Annotated in this window: 11 protein-coding genes and 1 pseudogene; 11 read left to right on the top strand and 1 reads right to left on the bottom strand. The window is 69.2% G+C overall.

The features are described from left to right. The first annotated feature begins 310 nt into the window (after window positions 1-310). From OD750_RS15855 to OD750_RS15810, 9 genes and pseudogenes are all read left to right on the top strand, one after another. Window positions 311-523: a type I toxin-antitoxin system SymE family toxin gene (locus tag OD750_RS15855; protein ID WP_263541662.1), complete on the top strand. Its 213-nt coding sequence runs from the start codon at window positions 311-313 to the stop codon at window positions 521-523. Between the two features lie 87 nt (window positions 524-610). Next, window positions 611-1018 (top strand): VOC family protein, encoded by a 408-nt coding sequence (locus tag OD750_RS15850; protein WP_263541661.1) that lies wholly within the window; start codon window positions 611-613, stop codon window positions 1016-1018. Between the two features lie 70 nt (window positions 1019-1088). After that, window positions 1089-2441 carry an SWIM zinc finger family protein gene (locus tag OD750_RS15845; protein WP_263541660.1) on the top strand — a complete coding sequence of 451 codons (1353 nt, stop codon included), beginning with the start codon at window positions 1089-1091 and terminating at the stop codon, window positions 2439-2441. Continuing rightward, a complete protein-coding gene (locus tag OD750_RS15840; RefSeq protein ID WP_263541659.1) occupies window positions 2438-3937 on the top strand; it encodes a DUF5691 domain-containing protein in 1500 nt (499 codons plus the stop codon). Before OD750_RS15845 ends, OD750_RS15840 begins: the two co-directional genes overlap by 4 nt. A gap of 29 nt (window positions 3938-3966) precedes the next feature. Next, on the top strand, window positions 3967-5049 hold the full coding sequence (locus tag OD750_RS15835; protein WP_263541658.1) for an ATP-binding protein: 1083 nt from the start codon (window positions 3967-3969) through the stop codon (window positions 5047-5049). A gap of 1 nt (window position 5050) precedes the next feature. Next, a pseudogene (locus OD750_RS15825) lies at window positions 5051-7362 on the top strand (DUF5682 family protein). After that, entirely contained in the window at window positions 7352-8548 is a 1197-nt protein-coding gene (locus tag OD750_RS15820; RefSeq protein WP_263541656.1) for a VWA domain-containing protein, read from the top strand. The pseudogene OD750_RS15825 and the gene OD750_RS15820 overlap by 11 nt, the downstream one beginning before the upstream one ends. Before the next feature lie 128 nt (window positions 8549-8676). Then, window positions 8677-10185, top strand: coding sequence for a catalase (locus OD750_RS15815; protein ID WP_263542107.1), 1509 nt, complete (start codon window positions 8677-8679; stop codon window positions 10183-10185). An 89-nt stretch (window positions 10186-10274) separates the two neighbouring features. Further along, entirely contained in the window at window positions 10275-10838 is a 564-nt protein-coding gene (locus OD750_RS15810) for an ankyrin repeat domain-containing protein (protein ID WP_263541655.1), read from the top strand. A 232-nt stretch (window positions 10839-11070) separates the two neighbouring features. Here OD750_RS15810 and OD750_RS15805 read toward each other — a convergent pair whose 3' ends face one another. After that, entirely contained in the window at window positions 11071-12180 is a 1110-nt protein-coding gene (locus tag OD750_RS15805) for a hypothetical protein (RefSeq protein ID WP_263541654.1), read from the bottom strand. Between the two features lie 189 nt (window positions 12181-12369). On the opposite strand from OD750_RS15805, the gene OD750_RS15800 reads away from it, so the two are divergent. Both OD750_RS15800 and OD750_RS15795 read left to right on the top strand, forming a co-directional pair. Further along, window positions 12370-13692 (top strand): alkaline phosphatase family protein, encoded by a 1323-nt coding sequence (locus OD750_RS15800; RefSeq protein WP_263541653.1) that lies wholly within the window; start codon window positions 12370-12372, stop codon window positions 13690-13692. A gap of 119 nt (window positions 13693-13811) precedes the next feature. Next, window positions 13812-16046 carry a TonB-dependent receptor gene (locus tag OD750_RS15795; protein WP_263541652.1) on the top strand — a complete coding sequence of 745 codons (2235 nt, stop codon included), beginning with the start codon at window positions 13812-13814 and terminating at the stop codon, window positions 16044-16046. The last annotated feature ends 74 nt before the right edge of the window (window positions 16047-16120 follow it).

The raw sequence follows: 16120 nt of genomic DNA, 5'->3' as shown, positions 1-16120 counted from the left end.
ACGCCTTTGGGGGAGAGGGTTGGGTGAGGGGGCCGCGCTCAGTTCTTCGTTGCGATTCTGTCTCAGCGAGAAGCCAAAGCTCGCGGCATTGAGCGCAATACAACTGCTCGCTGCGGTCGTCTCAGCCTAGCACCGTGCTCAGGCCGTCAAGGACTGCGCAAGTTCGATAAAACCGAATCCTTGACGGCCTTCCGCGCGGTGCTCTCTGAAAGGTCGCCCACAGCGACCAATCGCTTGAAGGGCAAAGCGCGAACGGCGCGGTTGCCTCCACGCCGTTCGCTAACCACAAACCACCTCGAAGGAGTGGATCATGGCTAAGCGAAATCATACGTCACGCGAATCTTCCACAAAGCAAATCCGCATCGGTACGGCCTACTACCCGGCCGTGGATCAGGCACACCTCCCACGCGAAGTCCCCCAGATCCGTCTTTGCGGCATCTGGCTCATCAACGCCGGCTTCCTGCCCGGCGACCTCGTCACCGTCCGCGTCGCCTCCGGCCGCCTCGTCATCACCCGTTCCTAGCCCCGCCACCGCGGAAGCCTCCCTCGAGGCTTCCGCCTGCCACCCCGCAATGCGACCATCACACATCCGCCGCCGCCGGAGACCCGCATGCCGCTCGAACTGCGCCATGTCTGTCCGCTGCTGCAGGTGTTCGACATGCCGACGTCGCTCGCGTTTTATCGCGACACGCTCGGCTTCTCGATCGACGCCTCGTCGTCGCCCGGCGACCACGCCGACTGGGTGCAGCTTCGCCTCGGCGACGCGTACCTGATGCTCAACACCCGCTACGAGGCGCACGATCGCCCCGCGACGCCCGATCCCGCGCGCGTCGCCGCGCACGACGACACCGGCCTGTATTTCGGCTGTCCCGACGTCGACGCGGCCTACGCGTTCCTGCGCGAGCGCGGCGTCGACGCGCGGCCGCCGACCGTCGCGCCGTACGGCATGAAGCAGTTGTACGTGACCGATCCGGACGGCTACGCGCTCTGCTTCCAATGGCCCCATTCCGATCGGTAAACCCGTCCGATAAATTGAGATTGCGCTGCGCTATGCTCGGCGGACCTTCGGCAAGGACGCATCCGCTTGCATGGATACTGCGCTGACACGTGAGCAGGTACTGGCGCTCGCGCCCGACGATGCCTCGGCCAAGGCGGCCGGCGGCCTCACCGGCGCCGCGAAATGGGTGTCGTTCGGCGCCGACGACGATGCGATCTGGGGCGAGTGCAAGGGCAGCGGCGCCAAGCCGTATCAGGCCCAGGCCGAACGCGCCACGCTCGCCACGCGCTGCTCGTGTCCCAGCCGCAAGTTTCCGTGCAAGCACGGCCTCGCGCTGCTGCTGATGTACGTGCAGTCGGCGGCGACGTTCGCCGGCGCCGCGCGGCCCGCCTGGGTCGACGAATGGCTGTCGTCGCGCAAGGATCGCGCGGCGAAGAAAGAAAAAGCCGTGGAGACCGCGGCCGCGAAAGTCGCCGCCGATCCCGCCGCCGCCGCCGCGAGCGCGGCGAAGCGCGAGGAAGGCCGCTGGAAACGCATCGAAGCCGGCACGGCCGAGCTCTCGCGCTGGATCGCCGACCAGTTCCGCCGCGGCCTGGCGTCGTTCGGCGACGAGCAGCGCCGCGACGCGCGCGCGATGGCCGCGCGCATGGTCGACGCGCAGGCGCCGGGTCTTTCCGTGCTGCTGCTCGACGCGATCGAGGCGTTGAACGGCGGCCTCGATCGTCAACGCGAAGCGATCGAACAATTCGGGCTGCTGCAGCTCGCGCACGAAGGCGTGATGCGCCGCGCGGCGCTGTCGCCGGCGCGGCTCGCCGACGTGCGCACCGCGCTCGGCTGGGTCTACGACAAGGACGACGTCGCCGCGCTCGGCGAACCGGTGTCCGACCGCTGGCGCGTGCTCGGCCAGTGCCAGTTCGAACGCGACGACCGCCTGCACGAACGCCGCGTCTGGCTGCGCGGACTCGACACCGGCCGCGACGCGCTGCTGCTCGACTACGCCTACGGCGGTCGCGGCTGGGAAGGCGCGTGGACCAGCGGCGCGACGTACGCGACGACGCTGCGCTACTTCCCCGGCAGCGCCCCGCTGCGCGCGCTCGCGGCGACGGCGCAGGCCGTCGCCGTCGACACCGTCAACGATGCCGACGTCGACCGCGCGGTCGACGCCGCATCGCATGCGTTCGCCGCGAATCCGTGGTTGCCGTGCGTGCCGCTCGTGCTCGCCGGATCGACGCCGGCGCGTCACGACGACGCATGGCGATTGCATACCGGCGCCGGCGACGTGCGCCTCGCGATCGGCGACGCTTCCGCCTGGTCGCTGCTCGCGTTCGGCGGCGGGCAGCCGCTCAGCGTCATGGGCGAATGGGACGGCCGCCGCCTGCGCCCGCTCGCGGCGTGGGCCGCGCAAAGCCCGCGGCAACGCTGGACGGCGGAGGACGCGCTATGACGCAGGCCTGGTTCAAGCACGCGCTCGTCGGCGTCGGCAACGGCGCGCCGCCGTTCGACGGCGCGCTCGCGACGCTCGTCGAACGCGCGCCGCACGATGACGCGGCCGTGACGTTCGCGCGCGGCGTCGGCGCCTACGCCGCGTGCCGCCGCGCGGCCGTCGAGTTCGACGCGACGGCCGCCGCGCCGCCGCCACCCGCGCCCGACGACGCACGCGCACTGCCGCACGATCATCCGTGGACGCGCGCGCTCGCCGACGCGTTCGACAACGGTCCCGAACGCCTGCAGGACGAAGCCTGCCGCCGCGTCGCGCAGATCGGCGCCGTGCTGCCGCACGCGCTGCTGCCGCCTGCGTTGACGGCCGGCCAGCGCAACGCCGCGCTGCGCGATGCGTTGGCCCTCGCGCTCGGTGCGCGCGGCGCGTGGCTCGCCGCGCTCAATCCCGACTGGCGCTACGCCGCCGGCGGCGCGGGCGACGGCGACGATCCCGACCGCGTGTGGCAGGAAGGCAGCTTCGCGCAGCGCCTGGCGCTGCTGCGCGCGATCCGCGCGAGCGAACCGGCGCGCGCGAGAGAGATGCTGCGCGCGCAGCTGCCCGAACTGCCGGCGAAGGAGCGCCACGAACTCGTCGCCGTGCTCGGCGATCGCCTCGATGCCGACGACGCATCGATACTCGAACCGCTGCTCAAGGATCGCGCGCGCGACGTGCGGCAGACCGCCGCGTCGCTGCTCGCGCTGTTGCCCGAGTCGGCGCACGCGCAGCGGCTCGCCGCGTGGCTCGCGTCGCTCGTGACGGCCAAGCGCGGCCTGATGTCGACCACCTGGCGCGTCGACGCGCCGGCCGACGCCGATCCCGGCTGGGCCGCCGCGACCATCGAAGCGACACGCCCGCAGCACGACGCGCTCGGCGAGCGCGCGTGGTGGCTGTACCAGCTCGTGCGCCTCGTGCCGCTGTCGTGGTGGACGCGCCACACCGGCATGAGCGCGGCCGAACTCGTCGCGTGGAGCGGCAAGAGCGACTGGAAAGGCGCGCTGCACCGCGGCTGGCTCGAACGCCTGCGCGACGACGACGCCGACTGGATCGACGCGATGCTCGACGCGAAGCACGGCCTGTTCAAGCACCAGCGCGCGGCGCTGCTCGCGCGGCTGCCGGCCGGCGAGCGCGAACGCCATTGGGCCACGGCGATCGGCGAACTCGCCAAGACCGGCACGCTCGCCGACGTCGTCGTCTCGTGCGCGCTCGGCGCGACGCTGTCGTCGGCGTTCTCGCGAGCGCTCGTCGCGGACCTGCCCGAGCTCATCGGGAGCGACGCCTTCCGCAACGACTGGGGCCTGCGCGGCCAGCTCGTCGAACTGGCTGCGATCCTGCACCCCGACGCCCTGCGCGTCTGGCGCGCGCTGCCGCGCCACGCCGAAGAAACGCCGTCGATGGATACGTGCCTGCACTCGATTGAGCGCATCGTCGCGCTGCGCCGGCTGTTCCATTCCGTTCCCTGAACCTTCTCCGATTTGCCGCCGAGGTGCCCATGAACTCCGCCGTCCTGCGCCAGCATGCCGAACACCAGTTCGCCGAAGAACTCGATGCGTTGAAAAAAGTCGACGACCGGCAACGGCCGGAAAACTGGCAGCTGTCGCCGTGGGCGGTGCTGACGTACCTCATGGGCGGCAAGCTCGCGAACGGGTTCGTCGTGTCGCCGAAATACATCGGCAATCCGCGCCTGATGGAAATCGCGATCGCGACGGTCGCCACCGACCGCGCGCTGCTGCTGTTCGGCGTGCCGGGCACGGCCAAGTCGTGGGTGTCCGAGCATCTCACCGCCGCGATCAGCGGCGACTCGACGCTGCTCGTGCAAGGCACGGCCGGCACGAGCGAAGAGCAGATCCGCTACGGCTGGAACTACGCGCAGCTGCTCGCGCACGGGCCGAGCGAAAAGGCGCTCGTGCCGAGCCCGCTGATGCACGCGATGCGCATCGGCAAGATCGCGCGCATCGAAGAACTCACGCGCATCCCGGCCGACGTGCAGGACACACTGATCACCGTGCTGTCGGAAAAGACGCTGCCGGTTCCCGAACTCGGCTCGGAAGTGCAGGCGACGCGCGGCTTCTCGGTGATCGCCACCGCGAACAACCGCGACAAGGGCGTCAACGAACTGTCGAGCGCGCTCAAGCGCCGCTTCAACACCGTGATCCTGCCGGTGCCGTCGAGCGAGGAGGAAGAAGTCTCGATCGTCGTCAAGCGCGTCGGCGAACTCGGCCGCGCGCTGCAGCTGCCGGCCGAGCCGCCGGCGATCAAGGAGGTCACGCGCATCGTGCGCATCTTCCGCGAGCTGCGCAACGGACAGACCGAAGACGGCAAGTCGAAGCTCAAGTCGCCGAGTTCGACGCTGTCGACCGCCGAGGCGATCTCGGTCATCAACAACGGCATGGCGCTCGCCGGCCACTTCGGCGACGGCGTGCTGCGGCCCAACGACATGGCATCGGGCATGATCGGCGCGATCGTCAAGGATCCGGTGCAGGACCAGGTGGTCTGGACCGAATACCTCGAGACGGTCGTCAAGGAACGCGGCGACTGGAAGGACCTGTACCGCGCGTTCCGCGAACAGGTCTGACATGGCCGACGTTTCGCTGTTCGGCATCCGCCATCACGGGCCGGGCTGCGCGCGCAGCCTGGTCAAGGCGCTCGCCGCGCTCGCGCCCGACTGCGTGCTGATCGAAGGCCCGGCCGGTAGCGAAGACCTGCTCGCGCATCTGGCGGACGTTGGCCTCGTGCCGCCGGTCGCGCTGCTGTCGCACTGCCCGGACGATCCGCAGCTCGCGGTGTTTCATCCGTATGCGGTGTTCTCGCCCGAGTGGCAGGCGATGCAGTGGGCGCGCGCGGCCGGCGTGCCGGTGCGTTTCATCGACGTGCCGGCCGGTACGACGCTCGCGTGGCAACGCGCGGAAAAAATCCGGCTGAGGCGTCGGAACAAGCATCGCCCGACGAAGCGCCGGCACCGGTCGCGTCGAACCTGCGCGAAGCCGACGAGGCGATCGACGCGAACGAAACGCCCGACGAGCACGTGCCCGACGACCCGCTCGACTGGCTCGCGCACGCCGCCGGCTACGGCGACGGCGAAAGCTGGTGGAACCACATGGTCGAGGAGCGCGGCGACGGCGAAGGCCTGTTCGACGCGATCGCGCAGGCGATGACCGAGGTGCGCGAACACGCATCGCTCAAGTCGCGTCGCAACGACGCGCACGAAGCGATCCGCGAGGCGCATATGCGCTCGGCGCTGCGCGACGCGCGCAAGGAATTCGCGCGTATCGCCGTCGTCTGCGGCGCGTGGCACGTGCCGGCGCTCGCCGCCGACGTGACGGCGAGCGCCGACCGCGCGACGCTCAAGGGCGTGGAAAAACTCAAGGCGCAGTCGACGTGGGTGCCGTGGACGTACGCGCACCTCGCCGCGCGCAGCGGCTACGGCGCGGGCGTGGCCTCGCCCGGCTGGTACGAATATCTGTGGCGCAGCGGCGATCCGGCCAGCCGCGCCGTCGGCTGGTTCGCGCGCGTCGCGCGCCTGTTGCGCGAGCACGAGCTCGACTGCTCGTCGGCGCATCTGATCGAAGCGTCGCGTCTCGCCGACGCGCTCGCCGCGCTGCGCGAGCGCCCGGCACCCGGCCTCGCCGAACTCAACGAGGCGACGAAGAGCGTCATCTGCAACGGCGACGACGCGCCGATGCGCCTCATCGCCGACGCGCTGATGATCGGCGACGCGCTCGGCAGCGTACCGCCGGCCGTGCCGACCGTGCCGCTGCAGCGCGATCTCGAAGCGCAGTGCAGGCGCCTGCGCCTGAAGCCCGAGGCATTGTCCAGACGTATCGATCTGGACTTGCGCAACGAGACCGATCTCGCGCGCAGCCGGCTGCTGCATCGCCTGAACCTGATCGGCATCGGCTGGGGCGCGCTCGCCACGGCCGGGCGTTCGTCGCGCGGCACGTTCCACGAGCTGTGGGATCTCGCGTGGGATCCGCGCTACGAAGTCGACATCATCGTCGCGAGCCGCTACGGCCACACGCTCGATCTCGCCGCGACCGCGCGCGCGGACGAACAGGCGCGGCAGGCGCCGGCGCTGTCGGATCTCGCGAGCCTCGTCGACGCCGTGCTGCTGGCCAACCTGCCGGCCGCGGTCGAACGCGTGTCGCGCGAACTCGAAGCGCGCGCGGCGACCGACGCCGATCCGCTCGCGCTGCTCGGCGCTTTGCCGGCGCTCGCGAACGTGCATCGCTACGGCAACGTGCGCAATACCGACGCCGCGCTCGTCGGCCATCTGTTCGACAGCATGCTGCTGCGCGCCTGCGTCGGCGTGCCGCTGGCCGTGCGCGAACTCGACGGCGAACCCGCGCAGGCCGCGCGCACGACGCTGCTCGCGGCCGATCGCGCGGTGGCCTTGCGCAACGGCGAAGAACAGACCGCCGCGTGGCGCCGCGCGCTGCGCACGATCGCGCTCGCCGACGGCGCGGCGCCGCTGCTGCGCGGCCTCGCCACGCGATTGTTGCTCGACGCCGGTGCGTTCGACGCCGACGCCGTCGCGCAGCAGTTGTCGCTGAATCTGTCGACCGGCGCCGAACCGCTCGCGGCGGCGCACTGGCTCGACGGGTTCTTGAATCGCAACGCGGCCGTGCTGCTGCACAGCGACGGCGTGTGGCGGCTGATCGATGCCTGGGTCAGTGGCCTCGGCGATGCGCATTTCTTGAAAGTGATACCGCTGCTGCGCCGCACGTTCAGCGAATTCGAGAACGCCGAACGGCGCGATCTCGGCGAACGCGTGCGCCGGCCGCAGGGCGCGAGCGCTGCCGCCGCTGCGGCGCCGGACTGGAACGACGCGCGCGCGCAGCGTGCGCTGCCGATGCTGCGCGAATTGCTCGGAGTGGCCGATGACGCTTGAGACGAACGAAGATATCGGCGCCGTGCCGACGACGCGCGAGGAGCGCTGGCGCATGGTGCTCGGCGGCGCGGCGGCCGACAGCTGCGGCGGACTCGGCGCGGGCCTGCAGGGCATCGACGCCGCGCTCGCGGCGCTGTACGAACCCGACGGCGCGAACGGTCTCAACCGCCGCGGCGGTCGCGGCGGCTCCGCGCCGAACGTCGCGCGCTGGCTCGGCGACATCCGCAAGTATTTTCCGGCGTCGGTCGTGCAGGTGATGCAGCGCGACGCGCTCGAGCGGCTGAACCTGAAGCAGATGCTGCTCGAAAAGGAAATGCTCGAAGGGCTGCAGCCCGACGTGCACATGGTGGCCAATCTCGTGGCGCTCTCTGGCGTGATTCCGGCGAACACGAAGGAAACCGCCCGCATCGTCGTGCGCAAGGTCGTCGACGAACTGATGCGCAAGCTCGAAGAACCGATGCGTTCGGCGATCAGCGGCGCGCTCGACCGCGCGCGGCGCAACCGCCGGCCGCGGCACGCCGAAATCGACTGGAACCGCACGATCCGCGCGAACCTCAGGCACTGGCAGGCGGAATACCGCACGATCGTGCCGCAGCAGCTGATCGGCTACGGGCGCAAGTCGCGCCGGCCGCAGCGCGAGGTGATTCTTTGCATCGACCAGAGCGGGTCGATGGCCGCGTCGGTCGTGTACTCGAGCATCTTCGGCGCGGTGATGGCGACGCTGCCCGCCGTCGCGACGAAGCTCGTGGTGTTCGACACCGCGGTCGTCGACATGAGCGAGAAGCTCGACGACCCGGTCGACCTCCTGTTCGGCGTGCAGCTCGGCGGCGGCACCGATATCCACGGCGCGGTGAGCTACTGCCAGTCGCTGATCCGCGAACCGCGCAACGCGATCCTCGTGCTGATTTCCGACCTGTACGAAGGCGGCGTCGAGACGAAGCTGCTCGCGCGCGCGCAGGAGCTCGTCGACGCGGGCGTGCAGTTCATCTGCCTGCTCGCGTTGAGCGACGAGGGCAGGCCCGCGTACGACAAATCGCTCGCGGCGAAACTCGCGGCGCTCGGCGTGCCGTCGTTCGCGTGCACGCCCGACGCGTTCCCCGGCCTCATGGCCGCGGCGATCCGGCGCGACGACGTCAACCAGTGGGCGTCCGGCAACGGGCTCGTGCCGACGCGCGCAGAGCGATAGTCGTCGGCTATCGAAGTCATCGCATCAATTGATTTCCCGGTGCGCGTGCGCACCGCCGATACTCGCCACCGGGAGAGCGGCATCGCCTCGATACACCACTGAGGAATGCCATGTTGATGACGAATACGATGCGGTGGGCGGCGCTGGTCATGATCGCCGCCACGGCAACGGCCGCCGCGGAAGGTACGCTGACGCGCGACAACGGCGCGCCGGTCGGCGACAACCAGAACTCGCAGACGGCCGGTCCGAACGGGCCGACGCTGTTGCAGGACGTGCAACTGATTCAAAAGCTGCAGCGCTTCGACCGCGAGCGGATACCCGAACGCGTCGTGCATGCGCGCGGCACCGGCGCGCACGGCGAGTTCGTCGCGACGGCCGACATTTCGGCGCTGACCAGGGCGAAGGTATTCGTCAACGGCACGACGACGCCGGTGTTCGTGCGTTTCTCGACCGTCATCCACGGCCAGCACTCGCCCGAAACGCTGCGCGATCCACACGGCTTCGCGACGAAGTTCTATACGAGCGAAGGCAACTGGGATCTCGTCGGCAACAACCTGCCGGTGTTCTTCATCCGCGACGCGATCAAGTTTCCGGACATGGTGCATTCGTTGAAGCCGTCGCCGGCGACGAACATCCAGGACCCGCGCCGCGTATTCGATTTCTTCTCGCACGTGCCCGAATCGACGCACATGCTCACGCGCGTCTACACCGACTTCGGCACGCCCGTCGGCTACCGGTTCATGGACGGCAGCTCGGTGCACGCCTACAAGTTCGTCAACGCGGCCGGCGACTACCGCTACGTGAAATTCCGCTGGGCGAGCCGGCAGGGCGTCAAGACGCTCGACGCCAAAGGCGTGGCCGACGTGCAGTCGCGCGACTTCAATCATCTGACGCGCGATCTCGTCGACGCCATCGCGCGCAAGGAATACCCGCAATGGGATTTGTACATCCAGGTGCTCAAACCCGATGAACTCGCCGCGTTCGACTACGACCCGCTCGACGCGACGAAGATCTGGACCGGCGTGCCGGAAACGAAGATCGGCACGCTCACGCTGAACCGCAATCCGTCGAACGTGTTCCAGGAAACCGAACAGAGCGCGTTCGCGCCGGCGAACCTCGTACCGGGCATCGAACCGTCGGAAGACCGCCTGCTGCAGGGCCGCATCTTTTCGTACGCCGACACGCAGCTGTACCGCGTCGGCACGAACGGCCTGCAGCTGCCGATCAACCGGCCGCGCGCGGCGGTGCTCAACGGCAACCAGGACGGCGCGGCGAATGTCGGCACGACCGTCACCGACGTGAACTACCAGCCCAGCCGGCGCGTGCCGATGACCGAGCAGGCCGGCGCGAAGTACAGCGCGCTGCCGCTGTCGGGCACGACGCAGCAGACGCGCGTTCATCGCACGCTGAATTTCCGCCAGGCCGGCGAGTTCTATCGCACGCTCGACGCGACCGCGAAGAAGCACTTGATCGCGAATCTCGCGGGCGACCTGGGCCAGGTCGACGACGCCGCGACGAAGCTCGCGATGCTGTCGCATTTCTACAAGGCCGATGCCGACTACGGCACGCGTCTGACGCAGGCGGTGAAGGGCGATCTCGCGGCGGTGCGCCGCGCGTCCGACGCGCTGACCGAGTAACCGGGCGTAGCCCGGCGGCGTCGCGTGGCCGCTCTCCCAGGACGGTGCGGCGCCGCCGGGCAACCTTTGCCGCATGACAGGAACTCCCCATGAAACTCGTAGCATTCGTGTTCGCGGCGTGGTCGGGCGTCATCGCGACGGCGGCGACGTCGGCGTCGATCGAGGCCGACAAGGTGCAGAAGTATCTTTTTGAAACGGCGCGCGCCGGCGACGCGTCGCTCGTGGTCGAGCTGATCGGCGCCGGCGCACGCGTCGACGCACAGGACGAGAGCGGCTACACCGCGCTTATCCTCGCCGCGTACAACGGCCGCACGGCGTCGGTCGACGTGCTGCTCGCCGCCGGCGCCGATCCGAACGTCGGCGACAAGCGCGGCAACACGGCGCTGATGGGCGCGATCTTCAAGGGCGAGGAAGCGATCGTGCTGCGGCTGCTGCGCGAACCGCGCACGGCGGTCGATGCGCGCAACGCGGCGGGACAGACGGCGGCGATGTTCGCCGCGCTGTTCGGCAAGGACGCGGTGATCGACGCGCTCGCGGCGCGCGGGGCGGATTTCTCGATCGCGGATGCGGCGGGGCAGACGGCGCAGAAGCTGGCTGTGCAGCAGGGGAATGAACCGCTTGCGGTGAAGATTGGCGAGCTGACTCGGCGGTAAGGCTCCACTTGTCATTCCGGCCTGCGCCCGCTGCGGTTTGGCACAACGAATACCTCGGCGTCGCCCCCTCACCCAAACCCTCTCCCCCAAGACAAGCTTGGGGGAGAGGGCTTAAGCGACGCAGTGCCTGAACACTCGGCGCCTTCTCCCCCAACCGTGTTGGGGGAGAAGGTCGGGATGAGGGAGCGACGCCCACGATCGCATCGGAATCGGGTTCTCGCCGTTATGACGGCTAATGCCTCACCAACGCCAACACGATCTCCGTCACGATCAACAGCACGATCGCAATTTCCAGTATCTCCGCCCGCCGGCTCGACGCCTCGTCGTACAGCGCCGTATACGTGTCGCGGATGATCGCGAGCTTGCGGTCGACCGCGGCGCCCACGGTCGGCACGCGAAACTGTTCGAGCGCCGCGCTGTAGACGCGTGCGAGGTACACGTCCTCGGTCACCTGCAGCGCGTTGTCCACTTTTTCGGTCAGCTCGGTCACTTCGGCGACGAGCGTGTACAGGCGCCGCGCCAGATGCGCGAAGCGGCGCGACGCGAACAGCGACGAGGCGCCCCGCGCGTGTTCGACGCGGTCGTACATCAGCGGCAGTTCGTCGTCGAGCAGTTCGTCGTAGTAGCGCAGTTCGACGAGCTGCGCGTTCGCGACCTCGATGACGTTGGCGACGTCCGAGTCGCCGCGCGGCTCGTAGATGAATGCGCGATCCCAGGTCAGCACGACGAGGTCGTCGGCGTAGTACGAAAAGCTGCGCTGCGTCAGTTCGCGCGCGGCGCCTTCCGACAACGGCCGCGTCTCGCCGCCGAGCAGCGCCACGAGATCGGCCTCGTCGCGCAGTTCGGCCGCGCTGCGCGGGCGGTCGAGCGCCTGCACGATGCCGAACAGATAGTCTTCCTGCAGGCTCGACACGCTCGGCCGCTGCAGCGCCGGCGCGACGATCGCGCGCACTTCGGCCAGCCATTGCGGCCACGGCGCGTCGTTCGCCGCCGCGTCGAGCGCGTTGAAGCGCGCCGAGAATTCGTCCCACGACACACCTGCGACCGCGACGCGCAACGCGAGTGCGACGACGCCGAAGTCGTACAGCCGCGCGGTGACCGTCGCCTGCGCGCGCCAGGCGCCGAGCGCGACGTCGACCGTGCGCACGGTCAGCAGCAGCGGCGGCACGTCGAACGCGAGCGCCTTGTCGGGCGCGGCGCGCAGCCGCGATCGGCTGCCGCCTTCGCCGAGGTGTTCGGCCCAGCACCGTTGCGCGTGCGCGAGGTCGATCGCATACGCGACGTCGAACAGTCGCAGCGCGACGAGTTCGCCGGATTCGATGCGTAGCGGCGTTGCGTTCATGCGTCGAGTGTACGCGCGACAGCGCGGCACGGGCCGCCCGCGCGGGAAGGGCGGCCCGTGCCGAGGTCGCTCTCGGGGAAGGACCGCCCGCAGTGTCGATCGCGCGGATGTCAGCCGCAAGGCACGCGCGTCATCGCGGTTTCACGCGCCGCTGCTATCGATGCGCGCTTTCCGCACGAGTCCGCCATCATGACGCTACGCCGCCTGTTCGTACCGCTCGCCGTTGCCGCGCTCGCATTCGCGACGCCCGCGTCGGCCGCGCGCGTGCTGCTGATTTCGATCGACGGCCTGCGCCCGGTGGAACTCGCGCGCAAGCCGGCCGACGCGCCGCTGCCGAACCTGCGCCGCCTGCGCGCCGAGGGCGCACACGCGAGCGGCGTGCGCGGCGTGATGCCCACGCTGACCTATCCGAGCCACGCGACGCTCCTGACCGGCGTCGCGCCGGCGCGCCACGGCATCGTGTCGAATCTCACGTTCGATCCGTCGTTGAAAAACGCGCAGGGCTGGTACTGGTACGCGAGCGACGTGCGCGTGCCGACGCTGTGGGACGCCGCGCGCAAGGCGGGCCTCGCGACCGCGAACGTGCACTGGCCGACGAGCGTCGGCGCCGCGATCGACGCGAACCTGCCGCAGATCTGGCGCACCGGCATGCCCGACGATCGCAAGCTCCTGCGCGCGCTCGCGACGCCGGGCCTCGTCGACGAACTCGAAGCGGCGGCCGGCCCGTATGCCGACGGCATCGACGAGAGCATCGCCGGCGACGAGACGCGCGCGCGCCACGCGATCGCGCTGATCGAGCGCAAGAAACCGCAATTCATGACCGCGTACTTCACGGCGTTCGACCACGAACAGCACGAGCGCGGCCCGGACAGCGCCGAGGGCTACGCGGTGCTCGCGCGCATCGACGCGATCGTCGGACGTCTCGTCGACGCCGCGCGCAAGGTCGATTCCGAGACCGTCGTCGCGGTCGTGTCCGATCACGGCTTCGCGCGCGTGTCGGTCGACGTGAATCTCGTCGACGCGTTCGCGAAGGCGGGCCTCATGCGTTTCGACGCGGCCGGCAACGTCGTCGCCTGGGACGCCGCGCCGTGGATCGCCGGCGGCTCTGCCGACGTCGTGCTGCGCGACGGCGCCGACGCAGCGTTGCGCGAACGCGTGCGCGGGTTGCTCGCAAGCCTCGCGAACGACGCGGCGAACGGCATCGCGCGCGTGATCGAACGCGACGCGATCGCGACGGCCGGCGCCAATCCGCAGGCCGACTTCCACGTCGATTTCAAACCCGGCTTCGAAACGTCGCCCGATCCGAAAGCGCCGCTCCTGACGCCGAGCCGCCGCCGCGGCATGCACGGCTACGATCCCGCGCTGCCGCAGATGCAGGCGAGTTTTCTGATCGCGGGCAAGGGCGTGCCGCGCCGCGATCTCGGTGCGATCGACATGCGCGACATCGCGCCGACGCTCGCAAAGGTGCTCGGCGTCACACTTGGCGACGCGGAAGGCAAGACGCTGTTCTGACGGCCAGCCGTCCATCCGTCCAAATGCAACGAACGCGGCGGTGCAATCGCCGCGCAAAGCGGGTGTCACGTTCGGCGCGCATCGTCGCGCGCTGACTTTGGCCCCGGAAAACCACAACAATGAAACGCCATCCTTTGCATCTTGCGATCGTCGCCGTGATGATCGCCGGCGTCGCGCACGCCGAAACCAACGTCGCCGTCGAAGCCGCACCGGAAACCTCGGCCGAAGCGGCCACGCAGACGCTCGACACCGTCTCGGTGATCGGCCAGGGCGAAACGCGCCAGGTCCAGCGCGTGCTGCCGGAACAGGTGATCGACAAGCCGGCCGGCACGAGCCCGCTCAAGCTGCTCGACAAGCTGCCCGGCGTGCACGTCGAAGCCGCCGACCCGTGGGGCAACTACGAGTGGTCGACGCGCATCAGCCTGCGCGGCTTCAACCAGAACCGCCTCGGCTTCACGCTCGACGGCATCCCGCTCGGCGACATGAGCTACGGCAACACCAACGGCCTGCACATCAGCCGCGCGCTGATCGCCGAAAACCTCGGCATCGCCGAAGTCGCGCAGGGCAGCGGCGCGCTCGGCACGGCGTCGACCGGCAACCTCGGCGGCACGATCTCGTTCGCCTCGTCCGACCCGCTCGCGAACTATCAGGTGCGCCTCGCGCAGACCGTCGGCAGCGACGCCACGCGCCGCACCTATGCGCGCCTGGATACCGGCGACCACGCGGGTTTCGCGATGTACGTGTCGGGCGCGTATTCGAACACCGACAAGTGGAAGGGCTGGGGCGACCAGGAACAGACGCAGTTCAACGGCAAGGCCGTGTACGACTTCGGCGCCAACCACCTGGCGCTGCTCGTGTCCACGTCGCGCCGTAGCGAAGTGGACTATGCGGACTATTCGCTCGACTCGCAGCGCCGTCTCGGCTGGGACTGGGACAACTACGCGGCCGACTGGGATCGCGCCGTCGCCGCCGCGCGCGGCGTGTACACCGGCGGCGTCACGAGCCTCGACGATGCGTACTACCTCGGCCGCGGTCTGCGCGACGACGACCTCGTGGGCCTCTCCGGCGAGTTCGGTCTCGCCGAAGGCCTGACGCTGCGCCTCGGCAGCTACTACCACCAGAACAAGGGCCAGGGCCACTGGTTCACGCCGTACACGCCGTCGTCCGCGACGGTGCCGATCTCGCTGCGCACGACCGAATACGACATCGAGCGCACGGGCTATACCGGCGCGCTGAACTGGCAGATCGACAACCACACGATCGAAGGCGGCTTCTGGACCGAAACGAGCGTCCACGGCCTGCAGCGCAATTTCTACTTCGTCGACGGCCCGGTCGACGACGACTATTTCCTGCGCAACCCGGACGCGCGCGGCTTCCGCCAGCGCTTCGACACCGACACGACGCAGTTCTACCTGCAGGACCGCATCAGCCTGTTCGACGACAAGGTGAAGGTCGACGTCGGTTTCAAGAGCCAGGACGTCAAGACCGACGCGACGAACCTCATCGGCACGCGCGCGAGCGGCACGCTCAAGGCCGACAAGAACTTCCTGCCGCAGGCCGGCGTGAACTTCCGCGTCGCCGACAACGAAGAACTATTCTTCTCGTACGCGCAAAACCAGGCCGCGTTCCAGCCCGGCGTGAGCGGTCCGTTCTCCGCGTCGCAGGATGCGTTCAACGCGATCCGCGGCAGCCTGAAGCCCGAGCGTTCGAAGACGTTCGAAGGCGGCATCCGCTCGTCGCACGAGACGTTCGACGCGTCGCTCGCGCTGTACTCGGTGAAGTTCGACAACCGCCTGCTCGCGATCGCGCAGTGCAGCGGCATCGCCGGCTGCCCGACGGTGTTCGCGAACGTCGGCTCGGTGACCACGAAGGGCGCCGAAGCGACGTTCGTGTGGCGGCCGTTCGACGGCTTCTCGTGGTTCAACGCGCTGACGTTCACCGATTCGCAGTACGACGCGAACTACCAGGACGGCACGAACACGATCCCGACCGACGGCAAGGACGTCGTCGACACGCCGCGCCGTCTGTTCGCGACGGAGCTCAAGTACGGCTTCGACGGCTTCGAGGTCAGCGTCGGCGCGAAGTACACGGGCAAGCGTTACATCACGTACATCAACGATTCGTCGGTGCCGGGCTTCTGGGTCGTCGACGCGGGCGCGAGCTACACGCTCGGCGAAGTCGGCCCGCTGTCGGACCTGAAATTCTCGGCGAACATCACGAATCTCGCCGACAAGCAGTACTTCGGCACGGTCGGTTCGAACGGCTTCGTGGCTTCGGACCCGACGGGCCTCAACTACACGCTGCTGCAGGGCGCGCCGCGCCAGCTGTTCTTCACCGTCGACGCGAAATTCTGATCGACGCGGGAGCGAATCCGCCGTGCCGGAATCGGTGCGGCGGGTTCGCGCATACCACAACGTATTGAAAAGTA

It is taken from the genome of Tahibacter soli, from assembly GCF_025717065.2.
GTDB classification, from domain to species: Bacteria; Pseudomonadota; Gammaproteobacteria; order Xanthomonadales; family Rhodanobacteraceae; genus Tahibacter; species Tahibacter soli.
Note: the sequence above shows the minus strand (reverse complement) of the source record. Positions and strands in the feature narration are given on the sequence as shown.

Coding starts and splice junctions, on each gene's coding strand:
- OD750_RS15815 (WP_263542107.1), top strand. CDS start 8,677: ATGCGGTGGGCGGCGCTGGTCATGATCGCCGCCACGGCAACGGCCGCC.
- OD750_RS15840 (WP_263541659.1), top strand. CDS start 2,438: ATGACGCAGGCCTGGTTCAAGCACGCGCTCGTCGGCGTCGGCAACGGC.
- OD750_RS15795 (WP_263541652.1), top strand. CDS start 13,812: ATGAAACGCCATCCTTTGCATCTTGCGATCGTCGCCGTGATGATCGCC.
- OD750_RS15810 (WP_263541655.1), top strand. CDS start 10,275: ATGAAACTCGTAGCATTCGTGTTCGCGGCGTGGTCGGGCGTCATCGCG.
- OD750_RS15835 (WP_263541658.1), top strand. CDS start 3,967: ATGAACTCCGCCGTCCTGCGCCAGCATGCCGAACACCAGTTCGCCGAA.
- OD750_RS15800 (WP_263541653.1), top strand. CDS start 12,370: ATGACGCTACGCCGCCTGTTCGTACCGCTCGCCGTTGCCGCGCTCGCA.
- OD750_RS15805 (WP_263541654.1), bottom strand. CDS start 12,180: ATGAACGCAACGCCGCTACGCATCGAATCCGGCGAACTCGTCGCGCTG.
- OD750_RS15850 (WP_263541661.1), top strand. CDS start 611: ATGCCGCTCGAACTGCGCCATGTCTGTCCGCTGCTGCAGGTGTTCGAC.
- OD750_RS15845 (WP_263541660.1), top strand. CDS start 1,089: ATGGATACTGCGCTGACACGTGAGCAGGTACTGGCGCTCGCGCCCGAC.
- OD750_RS15820 (WP_263541656.1), top strand. CDS start 7,352: ATGACGCTTGAGACGAACGAAGATATCGGCGCCGTGCCGACGACGCGC.
- OD750_RS15855 (WP_263541662.1), top strand. CDS start 311: ATGGCTAAGCGAAATCATACGTCACGCGAATCTTCCACAAAGCAAATC.